Consider the following 21,937-nt stretch of genomic DNA (forward strand, 5'->3'; position numbering starts at 1 on the left):
ACTTATTATGCGTTTACTATTTTATGTATCCGTTTTGTCCGTGTTGATGACTGCTTGTACCAAGAAGGAACAAATTATGGTTAAGGACGGGGCGCTCCAATCAGACGGAAAATTCCCGGAAACCTTCATTCATTTGAAAGTGGATGGCCACATTCCCGCAATCGCCACCGAAAAGACCGGATTGGGCAATGCTTTCCGGCCGGATAAGCAGGCGGGAGGAGCTGAAATCATTAAAGATAGTCTGTGGCAAGACGAGTTTGGTAAAACATTGTATGCAGAAACCAGCGAAATGACGATGCTGCAAAATACATCGATGAACCGGCTGATATTTGCAGGTGCTCTGCTACAGGGAAACTCCCTCGCTGATTTAAATATCAAGCCGATTGCAGAATTCCAAAGTAAGGTAAAGCCGATTACGGTATCGCTTTCTATTCCTGCCAAAAAGGTGAGCGGTGTTATTACCAGTCCATCGCTTTCCGCTACCCGGACTTTTGTAAATGATATCTTGTCGCAGAATAATATCGGTGAACAAATTTCCAGCTATAGTTTTTCTATGGATCAGTTTACAGCCTACGATGAATTAAAGCTGGCATTTGGCTCGAATGTAAAAACGGGCGCCCTGTTTTTCAAACAGGAGAATACTTCTACCAGCAGTCAACTGAAAATATCCCGGCGCAGCGGTATATACGTAAGATTTGTTCAAAAGAATTTCACCCTGGATCTGGATCAGCCAACAGATGGAAAGCTTATGGATAATTCGACCGACATGAACGCCCTCAACCAGCAATTCCCGGTGTATGTCAGCTCTATCACCTATGGCCGTATGGGTATCATGGCGATTGAATCCGATTCGTCCTATGAATCGACCTACGCAGCTTATAATACAGCCTTTAAAGCCTTGTTTGTGAGTGGTAGCAGTAGTCTGACTACTGAACAAAAACAGATCATCGATCATTCAGATATGCGCATTTACCTGGTAGGCACCGATGGAGATGGCTCCGTGCAAACCATCAATGGATTTAATGAGTTTGTAAAATTAGCTACGCAAGGCACCAAATTCTCTGCATCACAGCCAGGCGTACCCATTTACTGTAGCCTGAGCCACGTCAGCGATAACTCCACCGTTAAAACCAAGTTCAAAATTGATGTGGCGTTGCAGCCGGTTTATGCGAGAATAGAGTATGACAATGCACAAAGCAAGAGCGAGTCTTTTGATAACCCGGGATCAACAACCTTTAGTTCCGGATATCGATCTTATACTACCGCTGCTGTGAACATACGGTTTTATTCAGATCCGTTGGCTACCAGACCAACCTTCCCGCCTGCCAATGTCCGCTTCTTTTATACCACTTATACTATTAGAAATGGTTACAGTGATCAGGGATACAGTCCATATGTCACCTGGGATAATGAGAGATACGGAGGGGCTATTGCGTTTAAACAAAATGCTTTCCTGGCCTCCCAAATAAACCTATCACCCTTCACCTATCTCTACAATTCGGATAGATCCTCGGGGCAGGAAGACTTTGGGGCCGGGGGTACTTATCGCTTCAGCTCAGATGTCACGGATCTCACCTATTTTGAACTGAAACCCGGAAGCTTTTATAAAATCCTTACTTCTCCACGTCCATAATGCAGCAGTGATGACTTAATGTGCGATGAAAACCTGGTTGGGTGGACGATAACCAGGTTTTCTATGCAGCTATGAGGAGGCAAAAGAATATTTTTCACAAATACCTGGCTATACCCGCTGGTTTTATAATACGTGGATGAACAATACCATATGGATCAACGACCTATACCCGGTATCGAAGACTATGAGAATAGGAATAAGAGCGCAACGGATTTATGATACCGTTTTTACTGTTTTTGTTAAACACTCAACCCACATTTTATGCGTAACCTGTTACTAAGCATTGCCGCCGTATCGTTACTCCTGGCATCCTGTAAGAAGGACCCTATTACCAGTAATCCGGAAGGCCCCCGCGAAGACGGGAAGTATCCCGAAACCACCATTTATTTGAAAACGAAGGGATATTTCCCTTCCATTCTCAACCAGCAACTATCCGGCACGGCCGGTATTCCTCATCCCCTCCGGCCGGGAAAGCTGGCCAGCGGACCGGAAATTATTAAAGATAGTGCGTGGCAGGACGACTTCGGCAGAACGCTATACGCAGAGACAACTGAAATTGCCATGCTGCAAAATACGGCTATGAACCGGCTGATATTCGCCGGCGCATTGATCCAGGGCAATTCGCTGGCCGATCTGAACATCAAACCTATTGCCGACTTCCAACACAAAGTAAAACCGATCAGGGTGTCTGTATCTATCCCCGCTAAAACGGTAAGCGGCACCATCACCACCCCCTCTCTTTCTGCCACCAGGGATTTTGTCAGCGATGTATTGTCCCAGAACAATATTGGGGAGCAGATATCCAGCTACTCTTTTACTATGGAAAGATTTACGGCCTATGATGAACTAAAGCTGGCATTTGGTTCCAATGTTAAAACCGGGGCCTTATTCTTTGGGAGTGAGTCATCCACAACAGAAACACAACATAAAATATCCAAACGAAGCGGTTTATACGTTAAGTTTATACAAAAGAATTTCTCCCTGGATCTGGACCTGCCAACAAACGGGCAGTTAATGGATAACACCACTGACATGAATGCACTCAACAAGCTATCCCCGCTTTATGTCAGCTCCATTACCTATGGCCGTATGGGTATTATGGCCATTGAAACCGATTCGTCCTATGAATCGACCTATGCAGCTTATAATACTGCTTTTAAAGCTTTGTTTGTGAGTGGGAGTACTTCTTTAACCCGTGAACAGCAAACACTCATCGATAAAGCCTCCATGAAGATTTTGCTGGTGGGTACAAATGGTAGTGGCTCCGTACAAACAGTCAATGGTTTCGATGCCTTTGTGCAGCTGGCAACAAAGGGAACCAAGTTTTCTGCATCGGAGCCGGGTGTCCCCATTTATTACAGCCTGAGTTATCTGGGTGACAATTCCATTGTTAAAACCAAATTTAAGATTGATGTAGCGTTGGACCCATTGTATGCCAGGATAGAGTATAAGGACATCAAGCGTAATTACCAGAACCTCAATTCACAGGGAGGCGGGGGCAGCTACACCTCCGGGTACGACGAAGACCTATCTGCTATCGTGACGGTTAACTTCTACTCCAATCCCCAGGGAACAGTAGCCACTTTCCCGGCTAAGGATATCCGTATCTTTTTTAAAACATACACTAAAAACGTTGGATCCGGATATGACCTGGAAGGCTCCTTTGACTGGGACTACCTGAGCGGCGAGAAGACCGACTATAGGCTAACCCCGGACCGTAACTCCTTTGCATATCTAAGTCCTACTGTCCCCGTTGCGCCGCTTATGCTTTCCTATCATTCGGATATTTCCGGGTTAGAGGATTTTGGAAGCGGAGGATCCGCGCGGTTTGCCAGAAACAGCTGGGTAGAAACATTCTTTGAACTACAGCCAGGAAGTTTTTATAAGATACTTTCTTCTCAAAGACCTTCACTCAACCCTTGATAGCAAAATGTTTCCGATTGTTAGTACTAATAATACCAACAATAATATCAGCCGGATCTGCCCTCATCGCCATGAGAGCAGATCCGGTATATCACGTTGTATTTTGCGCCTGCATGCGCGCTTTATTTTATAATCACATCTTTATGATCATCATTCAACATACTTATCATCGTGTCGTCCTGGTTGCATGTTGCTTTTTTTGTAGTGTTTGGCTATCTGCCTGTAAGAAAAAAGATGCCGTGGCGCCTGAAAAGAATACGGCTGCTTTACTGGCAGATTCTATTTTTTTGTATGCAAGGGAAGTCTATTTATGGAATGAGCAGTTACCAGGCGCCGGACAATTTAATACCGGAAAATATGTGATATCCAATGATGTACTTGATCATAAAAGAGAGCTGTTCGATATTACCCGGTTTGCTGTAAACCCCATTACCGGAAAATCATATGAGGATCATCCATTTCAACCCTCCGAACCTAAGTATAGTGTTATCATCGGCACAGGAGAACAGACGTCTGTAGCGGATGACCCGATAAATACCCGGTTATTGAGCGTGTCAGCCAGATTCGGTATCAATCTGGTTGTGACGGATGATCATGCCATTTATATCAAATATGTCATTAAAGGCAGTGAAGCCGCGGCAGCCGGACTTAAAAGAGGTATGCGTATCTGGCATATCAATGGCAAACCGGTAGCCGCAAATGCAGCCTATTATCAGTACGTACAAAAAGTATTCAGTGAAGCAACGCAGTTAGTATTGGATGGTGAAACTGCCGGCAATCATCATACCTATCACCTGACGTACCGGCGCAATAATTACTTTGAGCCTATTCTTAAAGATACCGTACTGACACAACCATCCGGCCGGAAAGTGGGTTACCTCGCCTATCTGCGCTTTATCGATCCTAATTTTGGTTATAAAGATCTGGATCTGGTGATGAATGATTTTACTGCCAATAATGTATCAGATGTCATCATAGACCTGCGTTATAATGGCGGTGGGAATCTGGCAGAACTGGACCGCTTTGCCAACCTGCTGATTCCCGGCAGTGCAAATGGAAAAATCATGCGTACAGAACGTTATAATAACGTCATGAAAACAGGTAATACCCCTTTGCTGCATCTACAACCACTATTAGGTAATAATGGGCTTCCGGTATACCTGGATGGAAAGCTGATTACTTACGGAGATATTGACTATACCGAAGCTGGCAATACCACTTATTTTCAAAAGATAAATGGCCCTGGCTCACTAAAGAAAATATATTTCATTGTCAGTGAAGAAACAGCATCGGCAGCAGAGCTACTGATCAGCTGTCTGCAACCCTATGTGCAAACCGTATTAATAGGTGTTAGTCATAAAGGCGCGCCAGCTGTTGTCAGCACCTATGGCAAGCCAGTGGGATTTTTTCCGCTCCGGATTGGCCCACTGCATATTTACTATTCCATGTTCAATAATATCAATGCAAGGGGAGAGGGAGATTATTACGATGGCATGCGGGCTGCCCTTTCCGTTTACGACGATCCGCGGTATGATCTGGCGGAAAGCAAAGAACCCGGCCTGGAAGCAGCCTTACGTCTTATTAATGGCCATGCCCGGATAGCACCACGACAGGCAGCAGACGGTGAACTTCATCCTGGTTCCTGGCGCAATCTGAATACGCCCGTTCAGGAGCCTGGTATCATGAAGTCTTATCTACGGCTAAAAAATGGTACTATCATTAAACGCTGAGTATGCAGCGGCAATGAGAGAACGGGTAAACGATTTTTTTAAGCTGCATGCGCACATAATAAAAAAGCTTGTAAGTGCTGACTTACAAGCTTTTTTATTATATGCCCGCTGGTGGGGTATTATCAGAACGTGAACGCTGATATGTGAGAAAAACAGGTAATTGCTGACATCCCCTTAATTCGCTGCCCCATACTTATAATCATAATGTTTTAAAATCTTACCCTGCTGATCTTTAATTACCTTCAAACGCCCCAACTTATCATATTCATAGTAAGTGGTTCTGCCGGCAGGATCTGTTTCGGAAGTCAATCCGTTCAGCGGACTGTAAGTGTAAGTGGTGATCAGTGCTGCAGGTAAGGATACACGCAGTTTCTTCAATTCGTCTCTCATCTGTACATCGGTGTATGCATTATTGACATTATCCAGTATTGCCTGGTTTACATATTGTTTAGCGGTATTGTAATCAGCACCGATGATCTTCGCTACGGGATATACATTGTTGTATCCCCATAAATAAACTTCCCGCACATCATCTGTTTTATTCATCTCCTGTATATTTCCTACATCATTGTACTTTGAAAAATTGAAGCGCCTTTCCAGTGGGGAAGTACCCTGCTGTACATCGATATTGGCGACCTCTATTATCCGCTGATCTGTATGGATGAAGTTATAGTTGTTTACCTGTCGCTCGATTTGTGTTGTACCCACTTTTTTTATTTTCTCTATTACCGCATTTATCTGGTTACGTTGTACCATCGCATTGTACACAGGGTGGCTGGTGGAATCGTAAGGATACTTATGGGTGGTGGTCAGTGATTGACCTTTACTGTCGATGGTTTTTACACTACTCAACTGCATGTAGGTGGGATGGTCATAGGCGTAGTTGGTGGTATTGGAGAGCACCTGCGCATTACCGGCTGCATCATAGCTGTATTGCTTCACTTCTGCCTGTGCCAGGAAAAACTTATTGCCTACGGTATGAGCGTAGGTGAGTGGCACGTATTCGGCTGCTATATCAAAACCACCGCAGGCTTCAGATTGACGGTACAGCACAGCATTGTCGATGTGATGATAAGAGATACCTCTTCCATAAGTATTGATCGTTTCCTGCACTTTCTTTTTTGAAGCGTTGTAGATGGTTTCCGTCAAAAGATTACCATTTTCCCAATCCCTGCCTGGCTCGGTAACGAAAGGAACCCACCTGTTCATAAGTGGATCAACACTATATGTTTTTTCTATACTGCCGGCGTCTGTTGTCCCCTTATGCGTTACGACCACCCTTCTGTATGCCACGTGGCTTCCCTGAAAGTAACCAAGTGGCGCCACGGTAGCAGTTACATAACGTAACGCCTGGATGGGGTAACTGGGAATAGGGCAAGGCTGTTTAGAAACAGTATAGGCATAGGTAGGATAGGAATACAAGTGGCCGCTGGATAGATCATTGTTGTCGGAAGCAGTATACTTAAACTCCTGAACCAAGTCGTTATTATGACTGATGCCGTCAAAGCTTACGATCCTTTTGCATCGAACCCCACCGACTATAGCATTTGCTTTCTGGCCAGGTGCTACAATTGTATATGCTATATAAGCGCTAAAAGTAAAGCCATCCATGAAAACAACCGCGTTACTTGGGTTATCTACTATTACCTGTACTTTGTACGTACCAGGATTAAGAAAAAGTTTATTGGTATAGAGGTTATTATAGGCATTTTCAAATGAAACCTCTTTGAGAACAGTGCCATTGGCATTTAATACCCGGAATTGGGCATTAACGAAATTGAGAGGGCCGGAGTTATTTCGTACGTCTGCTGTCAGCGTAATGGTAAGGTCCTGGTTCCGGGTTAAGTTCAGGGTTTGCTCTTCAACTATGATATTTGTTCTGTTGTCCGGATAATCTACTGACTGGCCTATATTCATCGATGCATCCTTTATTTGTACGGCTACTTCACATTCTTCTTCGGCCAGGTAATTATTCCCTTCGTATTCAAAAGCTGTCTCTCCGCCGGTAGGATATTTAATGTTTTCCAGCACGCCCAAAATGGCGAAGGCCGGATTCGGGTTTCTATCGGCAGGTTTTTGTGTCGTCAGTAAAGCGTCATACACGTAATATTGAGGATTACACCTGTCTATTTGCGGAATCAGACTGGTATTGCCAAAGGCGCCATTATAATAGCCCCAGTGGTCCTGTGCTTTGGAATTGACACCCGGAAAGCCGCTTGATTCATTATAACGAAAAACATAAGGTTTATTGGCAGGGAGGTTATCAGCATCCACTTCTGTAATGCCCGATAATTTCAGCTTCATACCGTCTGCCTGTTGCGTAGGAAAATAACTATAGGAAAAATTGTAACCCTTTATACGCGTTCCTTTTTCGTCGAACAACATAATAGCATCCAGGCATTTCGCATTGGACATATCCTGTCTGGCTGTATTGGAGGTAAATTCAAATTTACCACCCGGGAAGGTGATTCGTTCCAGTAAAACAATATCATTAATGACGGATGATGTCCCGGAGTTATCAAACTGACTGGGATGTGGACCGCCGGAACTAATCAATTTGGTATGTTTTGTTTCGCTGTAGGAGTAAGTGGTATGGCTGCCCGTTTTTTTGTATTGCAGGCTAGCGGTATTGCCTTTGCTGGTAACAATTTTGGTGAGATACCATCCGGATACATAATGCTGACCGCTGGGAGCACTGGATGGCGCTGTGGTGGTCCATTCTCTGGACTCCGTTGTTTCTCCGAAATAATATTGGTTGCCATCCGGCGTCGTTACTTTCCAATATCCGTCGAAGGTAGATGCCTGCGACGGAGGGATGATCTGGATATCGCTTTTTACAGAGGGGGCACATTTGATTTGTCCGTTCTCCTTGTACAGGAAGAATTTACCGGAATACTGACCAAAATTGAAGTAGAAGATATCTGATTCTGCATCGAAAAGTCCCTCGTTGATACCTGCCAGGTAATAAGCGTCCGTTGTACGGGGATCCCAGGCGCGCGCCAGGATACCATTGGTGGGGTGTTCATCCGCAATTCCCCGTGCTGCCCTGGTAATGACGCCCCCTGCATTGAGATTCCAGCCCAGTCCCACCCATGATGGTAATTCCGAAATCTTGCAGCCGGAATTTAAATAACTCATATCCATTTTGATAGTAAGATCTCTTGCCGTCACGTTAAATAATGGCACACCAATCTTAGGAAGTCCTATAAATTCATTCAGTGGTATATCACCGTACTTTGCAAATGAAATAGCTTGCGGTGAAGGAGGCGTAATTTGCGGAAGCCCCTGTGATCTTACGTTTACACTAAAACAGCAAACGAGCAGCAACAAATAAAAAGATTTCATGGATGTATTTATTGTACAATGAGTATAGGTATAACAATATGTGGCAGCAGGATAAATGTATAGGGAGCTGCAGGTATAAAAATAGCCGATTCCTGTTCGCAAAGGGAGAGGAAGATAAAAAGATATCATTAAGTTAACTTTAAAACCGGAGACCGTGTGCTCCGGATATTCCCTTTCTCCTGCTACGCTAAAGCAGCAGTCAACACTGTGTGGCTGCATTAAATAATGGTATATTTATTTTTCCGATCATGATAAATTCAGGAGCTGGTGACAAAACAATAATTCCGTAAATTACTGTAACTGCCTGTTTTCCCATACTATCTCTTTTACCTCAAAAACACCTAGAGATGCGTTGTACCCAGGAAGATTTTCAAAGAGCCATCAGGATTGCTAATGCTATACAGGACTATTTCCGTATTAATTATAATTATACAGATGTAAGAAGTACCGATTTATATGATTACCTGGTAAAACGAAATCTGGTGGAGCAAGACCGGCATCATGGGCTGCATTTTCGTTCATTTCTGCGAAGACTAAAGGACGATGGGCTGCTGGATCTGATACCCCAATGTCAGTATACCACTTCACCCGTCAGCGGTGGTGAGTGGCATTTTATACGGATGTCCGATGAAAAACTGGCCACCATCAGAAACAAGCATAAAGGAAAAAGAGCGACAGCAACACATGTCCCTAAGTTATCCGAAGCTGAAATTGACGAGCTGATTGAACTTGCCCGTAATGCAGTGGATAAATTGCCTAAAAGAGATACATCAGATCTTACTCATCAACAACTGGAGTTAAGAAAAAGTTACCCAAGAGCTTATGAAGAATGGTTGCCCCGCGAGATTGAAATCATGTCCCGGGCATTTCTCAAATTTGATCGGATAGATAAAGTGGCTGAGTTATTGCAACGGCAGCCTCATATTGTCCGGGAAAAATTACAGGCTCTGGGGCTTATAACATAAGTGAAGTGAATATCCCGCAGCTTGTCTGTCAGTAATGCATCGTAAGTTTAAGTAATCCCCGTCTGATACTAGCATTCTTTTTTTGATATTAGCATTCTGCAAAATCTGTACTCATCGTACCGGGTATACTTAAAATTAAAAAATCGGAGCGTAAACCCCGATTTTTTAATATTTACAGCGCTTTTTGAAATAGTATCATGTTTACACACAGAATGAAATAACTCCCTTTTTTATTGCAACTCCCTTTTAGTATTTGTGATTTACAAACTTAGCTGCAACAAGTCACGGGCCTTTTACAATTTACTATCTTGGTGATGTATCTTATTAGCATCCAGTATTGGATCTTCTGTAACTATCTCTTTTGATAAGGTATAAATATTTATACCTTCAATAATTGAATAAGTACTATGATTCCATATATTGAAAACACTGCCATCAGGAAAACTGTATAATCCTGTAAGGAGGGATTTGGAGCTAAGTAAAACCCTATCGTCTTTTTTTTCACATATAAACGAAACTGGCATTATTGCAATACTTGCATTCTTTGATTTGTTCAAAAATGTCCTCCAGTTAATATTTAGTTTAATCAATTTCTCCGGAATTCCTTGCAAGGACTCCGGTGCAGAGCTAGAAAGTAATGCTCTTTGAAGGTTCCCTGATTTATCAAAAAAGAGTTTAATCAGCATCAGGTATGTACATTCCTGGCATTTTTCTTTTCTTAATTCAACCCGCTCATGTCCAAAAAAAACAGTTAATTTTTTATATTCTTGATTTATGGACTGGCTCTTTGTTTTTTGCGCATTTGCTATGTTTGTTAGCGCAAACATACTGATAAAGGAAAACAGCATCCACTTTGCTCTATTATTCATTATACGGTCCATGTAAATATTTTTAGTCTTTTATTTGCATTGAGAAGAAGTACCAACAGTGCCTAGTTGATGATTGTAAATGTTTTTATAGATTTGGGCGGTAGCATCCGTTTTATTACTCGCATCTTTTAATTGTTTAGAAGTCCATTCTAAGGTTTGTAATAATCCTGTCCAACTCAGGTCGCTCTGATCCTTTTTTGAGATAGTTGGAAATATTTCCATCAGTGCATCAGATATGCTACTGGTATAAACAGACGCCATTTTTTCATGTTGATTAATATATGGCTCATCAAATTTAACTCCTTGTATTTTTAGAAAACCATGTAATGATTCATGAAGCATGGTTGTTACTATAAATTCTTTAGAAGCTTTGGGTAATGCATCGACATTTAAATCAATATATACAACTCCTCCTATGAGGGTACCATCTGGTTTGCCTGCTAAATGCGAATCATAAACATTATACCTTCCCATTGCTCCAGGCATCTCATTATCCGGTTTTTCACGGAAAATTAAGTCAAAATTGGATTTTCCACCGAACATTTTATCCATTGTTGTAGCAATCCTGTTTTTTAAATCTTTTGATAGTACCGATTTATAAGCCTCAGTTAAGCATGGATTATTTAATTCACTTTTAATAGCTTCTATATGTGTGGGCTTGTCTCTTGGTTTCTCTGGGTCCCAATGGTCATCTACCACAGGACCATCGCCACTGCCGCCGTTACCACCACCGCCATCACCAGGATCAGGATTACCCCCTCCTGTACCAGGGTTATTCGTGCCGCCTGATCCTTCATCTGTACATACAGAATATCCGTATACGGTAAATACTCCATCCGGATCAATACGTGTTTCCGTGTAATAGTCACATTGCAATTCGGGCCTTATTCTGCTTTCGAATGCTTTTTGGCTTGGAAATTTGGCAATAACAGCATTGTATTTTATGCTACCGTTGTTGTAATAGTCTCCCTTTTTAAATTGCTGGTTTAAGTCCGATCTACCAATCAGACCGGTAAAATCAGCGGGATTATACGTTTTATGTGTTTTGATGTATGCCTCAGTTCCGACAATTTCAATCACTTCACCTTTAATTATTCCTTTTGAAATGCTAAAGATCACTCTCCGGATACCTCTGCTCCCTTTTTCAAAATTGCTGGTAAAAGGATAGGGGACCGTAATCCGATATGTATTGCTTTGGGCGTTTATAACTATTGTCGCCTTATCCCAATTTAAGGCTCCGGTTTTATGTGGTGTGGTTTCATACCAGCTTTGCGCTTTAGTAATCATTTGGGAGTTGGGTGTATCAACGCTACTTTCTTCCTTGGAGCAAGACGTGAAATAAATAACAAGGGGAATCAGTAATGAAAAATTAATGAATGATTTTATCATTTTTAGGGTTTGGGTTCTTATTTGTCGTATTATATATCGGATGAAAGATAATTCATTACAGTAATTCTATAAACTTACAAAAAAGTCCTGATAAGAATATCAGGACAGTGGCTATTACATAAAGTGTATTAGTAAAGGTTTTGACTTTAAACGAGCAATTTTTAAAATATTGATAACTTAACCCGAAGAAGAAAATTTATACAGCGATGGTACCACCTTAATTTATACTCAGCTATTTCCATGCTGTAAGCTGAACAAATAAAGCGCTTCTATATCGTTAGCACATAATAAGGGCATGGCCAGCCTTAATTTATCCAGCTCCCAATTCCACCATCGCATAGCGAGCAGTTGGGCTATTTGTTGTTCACTGAACCGCTTCTTTATTTCTTTGGCCGGGTTGCCGCCAACAATCGCATAGGGCATCACGTCTTTTGTAACCAGCGCGCGACTGCCTATAACTGCCCCATCACCGATTTTTACGCCCGGCATAATCATCGCTTCGGCCCCAATCCATACATCGTTGCCGACGATGGTATCACCAGCTCCGCGGAATGCATTGAGGCTCGTTGCAAATGCCGGTTCTTCGTTCATAAAGTAGAAGGGGAAACTGGAAATCCAGTCATATCGATGTCCCTGGTTACCGGCCATAATAAAGGATACACCTGTTCCAATGGAGCAAAAACTACCAATGATGAGCTTATCTACATCATCCCGATCCGGCATTAAATAACGTGCGCAGTCATCAAAACTATGACCATGATAATAACCGGAGTAATAACTATATCTGCCTGCAATGATATTGGGATTGGTGATATGCTCAGCTATAATTTTCCCTTTGAAAGGGCTTTCAAAGAAATTTTCCATAAATAAAATGACGATAATGTTGGCACGTATTAGCATGCCAGGTAATAAAAATATTTAAAATAGATAGGCTGTATATCCCATTACATGGGATAATGGCGAGAGCAGTGAGAGAGGAGTATTTGTCTAATCAGCGATTTCCATCGTGCGAATATATAAAATAATTGTTACAGGGCAGGTGAAGACGTTATTTGTTTTTCTCTGCGATAACACTTCGGTGATTATCTGTTCAGGAGGTCTCTGCCTGGGATTTGCATGGGTAACCGTTCATAAATCACCTGCATCTGCATAAATTTATAATGCAACGGTATTGGTTGCTATTGGATAATATGATAATGATTGGTTGCCTACCGGAACAGATCCATCATTATTTCTTACATAATAAAGCGGGTACTTCAAAGAAGCACCCGCTTTATTTATATTGTTTCATATCTTTCTCATTTCCTCCCCGGCATCACTTCCGTGATCACCTGTCCGGTAGTACCACTAGGCATCTGGATATGCAGCAACGCAGAAAGCGTTGGGGCAATATCTGTAATGCTGACAGGCCGGTAACTGCTACCAGGCGTGATCTGCCAGCCAAACCATACCAAAGGAATGTGGGTATCATAAGGGTACATGGTGCCATGCGTCGTGCCCATGATGCTGCCATTCTTAACGCCCGGAGCGGGTACCATCATCATATCGCCGCTGCGTTTGGCATGCCAGCCATTTACATACATGCTATTGTACGGCGCCGGGAGATAGCCGCTGCGCAGGTCATCCATGGCTACCACATCGCCGATACCGGAAATTGCTTTCAACTGCACTTTAATGAACTGCTGCAGGCTGGCCATAGGTACACCTGCCTTGCTGATGGCGGCGGTATCCAGGTAAAGCTGGGTGCCGGCATCAGACAGAATAGCTTTGGGAATGCCCCAGTTTTTGTGGATGGCTTCATTCAGGGCAGTGGCCCGGCCCATCTTCTCCGCTTTGCCTGGCAGGCGGTTATCCTGCAGGAATCCCGGTGAATGCACGGCCCCATGGTCGGCGGTAAGGAATACCAGATAGTCTTTACCATATCGCTGATCCAGCCAGCTGAGGAAGGCGCCCAGTTCTTTATCCAGCCGCAGGTACATGTCTTCCATTTCAATGGCGTTGGGGCCAAAGCTATGGCCGGCAATATCCGGTGTGGAGAAACTGAGGGCCAGCAGGTCGGTGGCATTTTTTCCCAGGTCATAGCCCTGGATGGCCGCCTTTGCGAAGTCCAGGGTGAGGGTATTCCCTAAAGGAGAATATTTCAGCAGGTCATAATCCTTTCCTTTGTTGAATTGGTGCAGGAATACCGGTTTATCTTCCCCGGGAATGGGTACTTCATAAAACTTATCGTCTGCTGTGCTGGCGGTATAGGTAGCCGCCGGATATAACGTTTGCCACGGCTGTTGTATGTACTTGGCGGCTCGTTGTTCCTGGTTGAAAGCTTCCGCCCATGCTGGCAGGTTATTCATGTACCAGGTGCTGCTAATGAAATTACCGGTAGCATCGTCGTACCAGAAGGCGGCGTTGGCGCCGTGGCCGGCGGGTAATATCGCTGCCCTATCTTTCAGTGCGATGCCAATTACCCTGCTTTGAAAGCCGGTGCCGATGCGCAGTTCATCGCCCACGGTGGTAGACTGCAGGTAGTGCGGCGACATACCGCCTGCCGTTGTTTTGCCGGTACCAATGGTACTGACAGCACTATCGTATACACAGTACACGGATTTACCGGATGCCCGGTCGTACCAGTCGTTGCCAACAATGCCGTTCATGGCAGGACCCGCGCCGGTATACACGGCGGCGTGGCCGGCGGCAGTAACCGTGGGTACATAATTGATCATCGTTTGCTCGCAGCTGAAACCCTCCCGGAGCAAGCGTTTGAATCCGGTGCTGCCATAGCGGTTGTAATAGCGATAGAGGTAGTCCCAGCGCATCTGGTCTACCATGATGCCTACCACCAGTTTTGGGCGGTTCAGTTGCTGCGCATACAAACTGTTGCCAGCCATCAGGATGGCCAGCAACAGTATTTTAGAGATCCTCATGCGGGTTTGTTTTCTTTGAATTTATTGATTTTGCCGGCGCGTTTCTCCAGTATAAAAGCGTCGAACAACTCACCGGTTGCCAGGTACGACCTGAAATCAAGTTGGTGGTTATCTATGGTTACCAGGTGATACATCTGCAGATGTCCGGTGACAATATCGGCCCACTCCATTTTTTCGTACTCATACATTTTTGATCCGCTCACAGATACTACATAGGCAGTACCGTAAGGCGCGATCTGCTGCATCCCTCTGCCATAGGCATGATCATGCCCTTGCAGTACAATGTCGACTTTGTATTTATCGAACAGGGGTTTGAACCCGGCTTTAACTTTTTCATTGATCCGGCCTTTCTTGGTGGAGAATACCGGATGATGCATGGTGACAACGGTCCATTTGTTCGGGTTCGTAGCGAGCGTGTTTTCCAGCCACTGTTGCTGTGCCTGCAGCAGCGATTCAGAGGTGGCTTCCTCCATCATCTGCGTATTCAGACTGATAAAACGTACCCCCTGGATATCTGCATAAAATACGGAACCTTCCAGTGCATCGAGGCCGGTGCCATTGGCGGGAAGGGTAAATTGCTTTTTCCAATGCACGGAGAGGTGAGGTAAGCCATCTTCATGGGTGTACTCATGATTGCCTGGCGTTACCAGGGATGGCACAGTACCATGAATATAACCACCGGCATCGAACCATTGCCCCCATTCATCGTCTTTGTTGGCGCGGTTTACGAGGTCGCCGGCGTGAATGATGAGTTTTGCTTCCGGCATCTGGGCATAAGCTTTTCTGATGACCCGGCTCCAGAAAGGTTTGATACCTACCTGTGCATCGCCGAGGTAGATGAAGGACAGTTTGCCGGTAGTAGCTGCCGTGCGAAACTGCAGCCATTCGCTCCAGCCTTCATCGTTGCCGGCGCGGTAGGTATACAGGGTATCTGGTTGCAGCCCGGTAAGCGTGAGACTATGATAATACACCTGCAGGGTTTCATATTGCAACGTTTCCGTTTTCGCCGTTAACCGTGTGGCTTTCGCTGCAAATGCCGGCCGGGCATCCGCGATGGCATATTCAACATAGGCGGTTGCTGCCGTGTTGGTACGCCAGGTGATCGCTGCTGTTGTAGCCGGATCTTTGGTAATATTCAGGATGATCCGGTCAGGGACAGCGGAGGCCGTGTAGCCGGGATCGGGAGCAAGGTCGGTGGGAGCGGCAGCCGTAGCTGCTGCCAGGCCGGATGTTCCGGCCAGTGGCAGCAGTACGCCGGCTTTCACCATCCTGCTGAGAAAATTTCTTCTACCTACTATTTTCTTTTCCATATTCAATTGTGCTTATCTCAGGTACCACATTTTTGTATTGATATCATCGGCGCCAAATGCATTAATGGCGGCGCGGTAGTTGTCGATATTTACATCCTGTTCGGTGGATGGCCACGCATATCTTACCGGGAATGTTTTTTGATAAGCCATCGGGCCTACCACAAATGCCGGATATCCGGTACGACGGAAGTCAAACCAGCCCTCTGCTCCACGGAAGGTCATGGCCAGCCATTTCTGCGTGATCAGTTGTTCCAGGGTACCATTGTACTTTACTACCGGTTGCTCGTAGTAGTTTCTGCGTTGCGCTTCTGCCTGCAGGCCATAATATTCGAGGGAGGATTTAATCCCGTTGTTATACATGGACTCAGCGGTATTGCCGGCCAGGTTTACTTTACCTTGCTGCATCGCCTCTGCGGCAATGAAACATACCTCTGTATACAGCATCAGGCTGGCTTTGTAAAGCGTTGGTTTATTCTGCCGGAAGAAGGAAGACAAAGTAGACTGATGCGATTCGCCACCATTGTAATCACCCGGATTCGTATAGGCGTGTGGGATACCCACGTATTTGTTTTTGTCGATGGTAGCTCCTTCGGTGCTGGCAACCGGGGCAATCCATAATTCCAGTCTGGGGTCATTGCGCGACAGCAAAGCATCTACCAGCTCTTTACTGGCTTTCGTTTTCAGGAAATCATTATCGATCATGTTCAGTGGTCCGCCAGCCCAGCTATCGTCTTTTTTGACACCCAGGTAAGGTACTTCTGCGTTGTCGGCATTGCTCTCCATGATTGGATAAGCGGTTTTGTTGTTCAGTATTTCCTGCATCTCTGTCCAGGCAGCCGGATATTTTTTGGCGCAACGGAGCAGGAGGCGTAAACGTAATGAGTTGGCCAGCTTGCGCCATTTCAAAGCATCACCGGCAAACATCGCATCTGCTTTTGCATCGATACCCGCGCCGTTGTTTTTCAGTTCTGTATTGGCTTCTTTCAGCAAGGCCAGCAAGCTGTTATAGATATCTTCCTGTTTGTCGTAGGTGGGTTTAATATTACCATTCTCTACAGACTGCAATGCTTTGGAATAAGGCACGTCACCATAGAGATCCGTGAGGTAAGCGAAATTGAATGCCATCAGTACCTTGCCAGCGGCTACATAGGCCGGCTGCTGGGTGCTGGTAGCTTCCTGCTGCATGGTTTTAACAATCATTGCGCGCTGGTAGATATCGGACCATTCTACGGCTGTCCAGCGAAACAGCTCATAGTCGTTGTTCCGGATCAGGGTGATGTATCTGCCTAATGCGGCAGGCCTTCTGGCGAAACCATTTTCTGCATAGGCATAGGCGGTTTGTGTGATGGCCTCTGTGAGGTGATATTCCGGTCTGGTAACAGATGGACTATTCGGATTGGTATTGATGCTGTCAAAGTCTTTTGTGCAGCTGGCAAATGTCAGTGCTGTCAGCAGACCTGCTATTATTTTATATGGTTTCATGATTGGCATAGATTAAAAGTTGCAACTAAGTTTAGCGCCATAAGATCTTGTTCCCGGCAGTGTCCAGTGACCTACGCCCTGATAGCGCTGGTTGGAGAGACTCATCGTGATCTCCGGATCGTAACCATTGCCGGCGGCGGTCCAGATATACAGGTTGTTACCGATCAGCGAGAGAGCCAGGTTGCTCAGGAAAGGAATACGACGCATTACATTTCTGCCGAAGGCATAGGTCAGTGATACTTCTTTCAGCTTTACATAAGTAGCGCTGTAAGTTTCGTTTTCGTAGTATTTCCAGTATTTGTTGTCGTAATAATCGGCGGCTGCGATGATGATATCGTTTTGTTTGTAGGTACCATCCCCTTTGTCGATTACGCCTTCCATGATCATACCGTCGTTACGTACATTGCCGTTGGCATCGGTCCAGGTGAGGCCGCCGTGTGCAGCATCTCTTCCTGGCAGGGTATTGGTTGTACGGCCATCCTGGATGAGGCTCTTCGCTACATAAGAGTAGTAAGAACCGCCCTGGCGCCAGTCGATCAGGAAGTTTAAGGTCAGGTTTTTATAGCGGAAGTTATTGTTGAATCCTACCATGAAATCCGGGTTGTAGTTGCCGATTTTCACCAGTTCAGGGTCCTGTTGTTGCAGGCCGTTCTTGTTCAGCAGGGCTTGTCCGGCAAAGGGACCTTCTTTCACTTTCACCCAGCTTCTGCTATAGAAGTCGCCCATTTTGGTGCCTTCTTTAATCTGGTAAACCAGGTTGCTGCCATCCGTGCTACCCAGCATGTAACTGGTAACAGCAGGGGTGAGGGAGATCACCTTGTTTTGGTTCTTTGTAAAGTTGATATCCGATTTCCAGGTGAAAGCTCCTTTTACCGGAACGGTGTTCAGACCTATTTCCCAGCCACTGTTCTGGATGTTGCCGGCATTAATAAGCATATTGCTGGCGCCGGAAGCAATGGTAGTAGGTACCTGGATGATCTGGTTGCGGTTGTTGGTTTTGTACCAGGTCACGTTGATGCCTAAACGATCTTTGAAAAAGCCTGCTTCCAGACCAGCTTCGTAGGACGTGGCGATTTCAGGTTTCAGCTGGCTGTTGCGCTGGCTGAAGCTGATGGTAGCACGTTTTACGCTACCCCAGTCGGTATCGAATGGTACGGTATTAAACAACTGATAAGGATCTGTATCTGAACCTACCTGCGACCAGTTGGCTCTTACTTTCAGATAGGAAAGCTGTTTCCAGCGGATGTCCAGCATTTCTGAAAGAATAGCACTTAAGGATACAGACGGATAAAAGTAGGAATTGTTGGAAGGGGGCAGGGTACTGCTCCAGTCATTTCTGGCGGTGAGGTTCAGGAAGATATAATCCTTATAGCTGATCTCACTCATGCCATACACGCTGTTGATACGTTTGTGAGATTTTGATTGTGCGTTGATGATGGATCCGGCTGCGGCATTGGAAAGATTGTATACCTCCGGGAGCGTAAGGCTGCCGGCAGATTGCTGATTGGATTGCAGTTGCTGATCCATGCGGTTACCACCTACGGCTACAGACACTTTAAAGTCGTTTTTCAGCTCCGGTTTGTAGGTCAGGAGGAAGTCGCTGTTTTGTTCTTTGAACTGGTTGTTGCCCAGTACATAGGCGCCTTTGGGATTTCTTTTGGCACTGAAAGGACGTTTCTGGTCTTCTGAGATAGCGTAGTAGTCCAGCCCGGTGCGCAGCATCAGGGTCAGGTCTTTACGAAGGTCCAGCTGTACCTGTACGTTACCGGTCAGGCGGTTGCGGTTGTAGCTGTTGGTTTCTTCGTAGGCGATGAGGTAAGGATTATCATCGGTACTGTAAGGATTGTATTGTTGCAAGCCTTCTTTGCCCGGTATCCAGTAGTTGCGTAAAGCATGAATATCTACGTTGGGGGTCAGTTTATACAGCTGCATGGTCACGCTCTCGGTATAGGCAGAAGGACGGTTATCGCTGGAACTGTTGGTATAGGCGATATTGCTGCTGACATGAATCGACTTATTGAGATGATAGGTACCGGAGAAGGTCAGGTTATTGCGCTTCATATCGGTGTTGGGAACGATGCCCTGATTCTGCATATTGGCATAGGAGATCCGGAAGTTACCGGCATCGCCGCTTTTTGATACGGCAATATTGTTGGTCAGTGTGCGTCCGGTGCGAAAGAAGTCCTTGATACGATTGGGATAGGCTTTCCATTCCAGGGGAACCGGTTTGCCGTTTTGATCCAGTGGACTATTCCATTGTACCAGGTTACGGCCGGTGTTCAGTTGCGGGCCCCAGGCGCCGGTGCTGAGGGTATTATCCGTACCATACCAGTCGCCGCTGCCGAATTCGTTCTGGAATTCCGGGAACAGATAGGCTTTGTCGAACATGACCGTGGAGTTGAAGCTAACCCCCAGGCCTTTTTTGGCAGGACCGGATTTAGTGGTGATAAGGATCACACCGGAACCGGCGCGGCTGCCGTAGAGGGCTGCAGCGCTGGCGCCTTTCAATACGGTGATGCTGGCAATATCGTCTGCGCTGATATCGCTGATCGGGCTGCCGTAGTCGATGGTTTGTTTACCATCTACTGCCTGTGCCGGATTCTGAATGGCAGGCGCTACAGGTACACCGTCAATTACGTATAAGGGTTGGTTTTCTTTGCTGATAGAAGATTGGCCGCGTATGGTGACCATTACGCTGGAACCGGGATCGGAACCGGTACTGCGGATACTTACACCCGGTACGCGTGCAGCCAGACTGTTCATCACGTTGGGTTGAGGTACATCGCTTACGTCTTTTGAAGATAACTGGGAGATGGCGTATCCCAGGTTACGTTCTGTTTTTTTGATGCCGAGTGCCGTTACTACTACTTCTCCCAGTGCTTTGGTGGAGGGAGGTGGTAATTCAAACTGCGTAGCAGGAGGTGTTTCCTGCTTTTTAACGGGCTGTGTGACACTGAGAATCGCGTAATTGCCAACGATGCGGCATTGTATGGTTGCATCGGTAGCCAGCCATCCGAGGGCTTCTTTGAGGGTAGTCGTCTGTTTGCGGATATGTATATTGCGGGAGAGCAGGGCATTCACTTCCTCATCGAAAGTAACCTGCAGCTGTTGCTGGGTTTTCATTTGCTGAATGAACTGTCTTACCGTCAGGGTGCTACCGCTGAAGTTGAGCGTGCGGTCTTGCGGAGACTGCGCCAACAGCCGGGTGCCGACCGAGAGGAGAAAAAACAGCATCAGGATCCGATGCAATAAAAATGTTTTCATTATTTTACAATTGATTTTAGGTGCAGGTGGTTTACGCCTGCATGTCAGGTTACTTGGCTGATAAACCAGTCAGTTGCTATATAAGCGCCCTGTTGCAGCGGGGCGTTTATTTTTTTAGTAGATCACAATCGTATCTTTTTCCTGCCGGTACCGGAATCCGGCTGTCTGCGAGAGGATGTCCATGACTGCGTGCAGCGGCGCCTGCGTAAACTCGGCCGTGATACGCTTTTGCAGCAGCGCTGTTCTTTCTATCCGGATCGTTGTTTTATACCATTGTTGCAGGTCTGCACAAACCGTATTTAATTTTTCCTGATCGAAGCTGAGTTTGCCGGAAGTCCATGCCGTTATGGTAGCGGCTTCCACGGTAGTCAGGCGAAACTGACCCTGTTGTTTGTCGATCGTAATCTGCTGGTTAGGCTGCAGTTCCATCAGCGGCTGCCCATTATGCTGTAACAGTCTTACTTTTCCGGAGAGCAGCGTGACGGCCAGTGATTGCCGGTTGTCTACTTCAAAAGAGGTACCCAGTACCTGTGTGGTATATTGTCCGGTGGTGACCAGGAAAGGTCGTTCAGCCGTGGCAGTTATATGAAAGAATGCGCGGCCGGAGAGGTGCACTTCCCGTACGGTAGTAGGGGATGTTTTCGTGTAACGCAGGGTGGCGCCGGGAAAGAGCGTTACCTGAGACCCATCGGGTAGTTGCAGTTGGTGCGGAGCACCTGGTGCAGCAGTGACGGTTTGCCACGCCAACGTGCCAGCAGGCTGTTGTGGTTTGAAAAAGATCCAGCCGGCAGCGAGCAGCAATACCAGGAGTACAGCGGCGGCGGCGAGTAGTGGATATATTTTCCGGCGTTTGGTTTCGATGCCTGCCAGGCGGCGAAACTGTTGCCAGTCGCTGTCTGTGGCGGGATCCGTTTCCAGGTGGCTGGTATTTTTCCAGGCGGCTTCCATACAGGCCTGTACGAATGCAGCGTCTTCTCCGCTGGTGATATAGGCTTCTATGTCCGCTCTTGTAGCGGGTGTTGAAACTTTGCCTTCAAAGTATTGTATCAGCAGGGTGCTGTCTGGTAAAAAATCTGCCATAGTGATCGGTTCATCTATAAAGACGCCGA

13 protein-coding genes are annotated in these 21,937 nt (G+C 45.8%); 4 read left to right on the forward strand and 9 right to left on the reverse strand.

Features of this window, described 5'->3' with window-relative positions; genetic code table 11:
* Window positions 1–76 precede the first annotated feature (76 nt).
* From OL444_RS17660 to OL444_RS17670, 3 genes are all read left to right on the forward strand, one after another.
* Window positions 77–1,633: a thiol-activated cytolysin family protein gene (locus tag OL444_RS17660; RefSeq protein ID WP_264731010.1), complete on the forward strand. Its 1,557-nt coding sequence runs from the start codon at window positions 77–79 to the stop codon at window positions 1,631–1,633.
* Window positions 1,634–1,894: 261 nt separating this feature from the next.
* The gene (locus OL444_RS17665) at window positions 1,895–3,556 is read left to right on the forward strand and encodes a thiol-activated cytolysin family protein (RefSeq protein WP_264731008.1); all 1,662 of its coding nucleotides are present in this window, start codon (window positions 1,895–1,897) and stop codon (window positions 3,554–3,556) included.
* Between the two features lie 239 nt (window positions 3,557–3,795).
* Window positions 3,796–5,286, forward strand: a complete 1,491-nt coding sequence (locus OL444_RS17670) for a S41 family peptidase (protein ID WP_264731006.1) — start codon at window positions 3,796–3,798, stop codon at window positions 5,284–5,286.
* 174 nt (window positions 5,287–5,460) lie between these two features.
* On the opposite strand, the gene OL444_RS17675 is transcribed toward OL444_RS17670, so the two are convergent.
* Window positions 5,461–8,631, reverse strand: a complete 3,171-nt coding sequence (locus OL444_RS17675) for a SpvB/TcaC N-terminal domain-containing protein (RefSeq protein ID WP_264752028.1) — start codon at window positions 8,629–8,631, stop codon at window positions 5,461–5,463.
* Between the two features lie 347 nt (window positions 8,632–8,978).
* On the opposite strand from OL444_RS17675, the gene OL444_RS17680 reads away from it, so the two are divergent.
* Window positions 8,979–9,596 (forward strand): hypothetical protein, encoded by a 618-nt coding sequence (locus OL444_RS17680; protein WP_264731002.1) that lies wholly within the window; start codon window positions 8,979–8,981, stop codon window positions 9,594–9,596.
* 293 nt (window positions 9,597–9,889) lie between these two features.
* Here OL444_RS17680 and OL444_RS17685 read toward each other — a convergent pair whose 3' ends face one another.
* From OL444_RS17685 to OL444_RS17720, 8 genes are all read right to left on the reverse strand, one after another.
* Complete coding sequence (locus OL444_RS17685) at window positions 9,890–10,477, reverse strand: hypothetical protein (RefSeq protein WP_264731000.1); 588 nt, start codon at window positions 10,475–10,477, stop codon at window positions 9,890–9,892.
* An 18-nt stretch (window positions 10,478–10,495) separates the two neighbouring features.
* Entirely contained in the window at window positions 10,496–11,854 is a 1,359-nt protein-coding gene (locus OL444_RS17690; protein ID WP_264730998.1) for a hypothetical protein, read from the reverse strand.
* A 228-nt stretch (window positions 11,855–12,082) separates the two neighbouring features.
* On the reverse strand, window positions 12,083–12,718 hold the full coding sequence (gene catB / locus OL444_RS17695) for a type B chloramphenicol O-acetyltransferase (protein ID WP_264730996.1): 636 nt from the start codon (window positions 12,716–12,718) through the stop codon (window positions 12,083–12,085).
* Window positions 12,719–13,152: 434 nt separating this feature from the next.
* Complete coding sequence (gene pafA, locus OL444_RS17700; protein ID WP_264730994.1) at window positions 13,153–14,772, reverse strand: alkaline phosphatase PafA; 1,620 nt, start codon at window positions 14,770–14,772, stop codon at window positions 13,153–13,155.
* Window positions 14,769–16,082 carry a purple acid phosphatase family protein gene (locus OL444_RS17705; protein ID WP_264730992.1) on the reverse strand — a complete coding sequence of 438 codons (1,314 nt, stop codon included), beginning with the start codon at window positions 16,080–16,082 and terminating at the stop codon, window positions 14,769–14,771. Before OL444_RS17705 ends, pafA begins: the two co-directional genes overlap by 4 nt.
* 12 nt (window positions 16,083–16,094) lie before the next feature.
* Entirely contained in the window at window positions 16,095–17,564 is a 1,470-nt protein-coding gene (locus OL444_RS17710; protein WP_264730990.1) for a SusD/RagB family nutrient-binding outer membrane lipoprotein, read from the reverse strand.
* Between the two features lie 12 nt (window positions 17,565–17,576).
* Complete coding sequence (locus OL444_RS17715) at window positions 17,577–20,828, reverse strand: SusC/RagA family TonB-linked outer membrane protein (RefSeq protein WP_264730988.1); 3,252 nt, start codon at window positions 20,826–20,828, stop codon at window positions 17,577–17,579.
* A 114-nt stretch (window positions 20,829–20,942) separates the two neighbouring features.
* A complete protein-coding gene (locus tag OL444_RS17720; protein ID WP_264730986.1) occupies window positions 20,943–21,908 on the reverse strand; it encodes a FecR family protein in 966 nt (321 codons plus the stop codon).
* Window positions 21,909–21,937 lie beyond the last annotated feature (29 nt).

Origin of the sequence: Chitinophaga nivalis (assembly GCF_025989125.1) — a bacterium.
In the GTDB taxonomy this organism is placed as follows: Bacteria; Bacteroidota; Bacteroidia; order Chitinophagales; family Chitinophagaceae; genus Chitinophaga; species Chitinophaga nivalis.

What these genes read in the sequence shown, in the direction of transcription:
- catB (WP_264730996.1), bottom strand. Translation starts at nt 12,718, where the DNA reads ATGGAAAATTTCTTTGAAAGCCCTTTCAAAGGGAAAATTATAGCTGAG.
- OL444_RS17720 (WP_264730986.1), bottom strand. Translation starts at nt 21,908, where the DNA reads ATGGCAGATTTTTTACCAGACAGCACCCTGCTGATACAATACTTTGAA.
- OL444_RS17665 (WP_264731008.1), top strand. Translation starts at nt 1,895, where the DNA reads ATGCGTAACCTGTTACTAAGCATTGCCGCCGTATCGTTACTCCTGGCA.
- OL444_RS17705 (WP_264730992.1), bottom strand. Translation starts at nt 16,082, where the DNA reads ATGGAAAAGAAAATAGTAGGTAGAAGAAATTTTCTCAGCAGGATGGTG.
- pafA (WP_264730994.1), bottom strand. Translation starts at nt 14,772, where the DNA reads ATGAGGATCTCTAAAATACTGTTGCTGGCCATCCTGATGGCTGGCAAC.
- OL444_RS17715 (WP_264730988.1), bottom strand. Translation starts at nt 20,828, where the DNA reads ATGAAAACATTTTTATTGCATCGGATCCTGATGCTGTTTTTTCTCCTC.
- OL444_RS17680 (WP_264731002.1), top strand. Translation starts at nt 8,979, where the DNA reads ATGCGTTGTACCCAGGAAGATTTTCAAAGAGCCATCAGGATTGCTAAT.
- OL444_RS17675 (WP_264752028.1), bottom strand. Translation starts at nt 8,631, where the DNA reads ATGAAATCTTTTTATTTGTTGCTGCTCGTTTGCTGTTTTAGTGTAAAC.
- OL444_RS17660 (WP_264731010.1), top strand. Translation starts at nt 77, where the DNA reads ATGGTTAAGGACGGGGCGCTCCAATCAGACGGAAAATTCCCGGAAACC.
- OL444_RS17685 (WP_264731000.1), bottom strand. Translation starts at nt 10,477, where the DNA reads ATGGACCGTATAATGAATAATAGAGCAAAGTGGATGCTGTTTTCCTTT.
- OL444_RS17690 (WP_264730998.1), bottom strand. Translation starts at nt 11,854, where the DNA reads ATGATAAAATCATTCATTAATTTTTCATTACTGATTCCCCTTGTTATT.
- OL444_RS17710 (WP_264730990.1), bottom strand. Translation starts at nt 17,564, where the DNA reads ATGAAACCATATAAAATAATAGCAGGTCTGCTGACAGCACTGACATTT.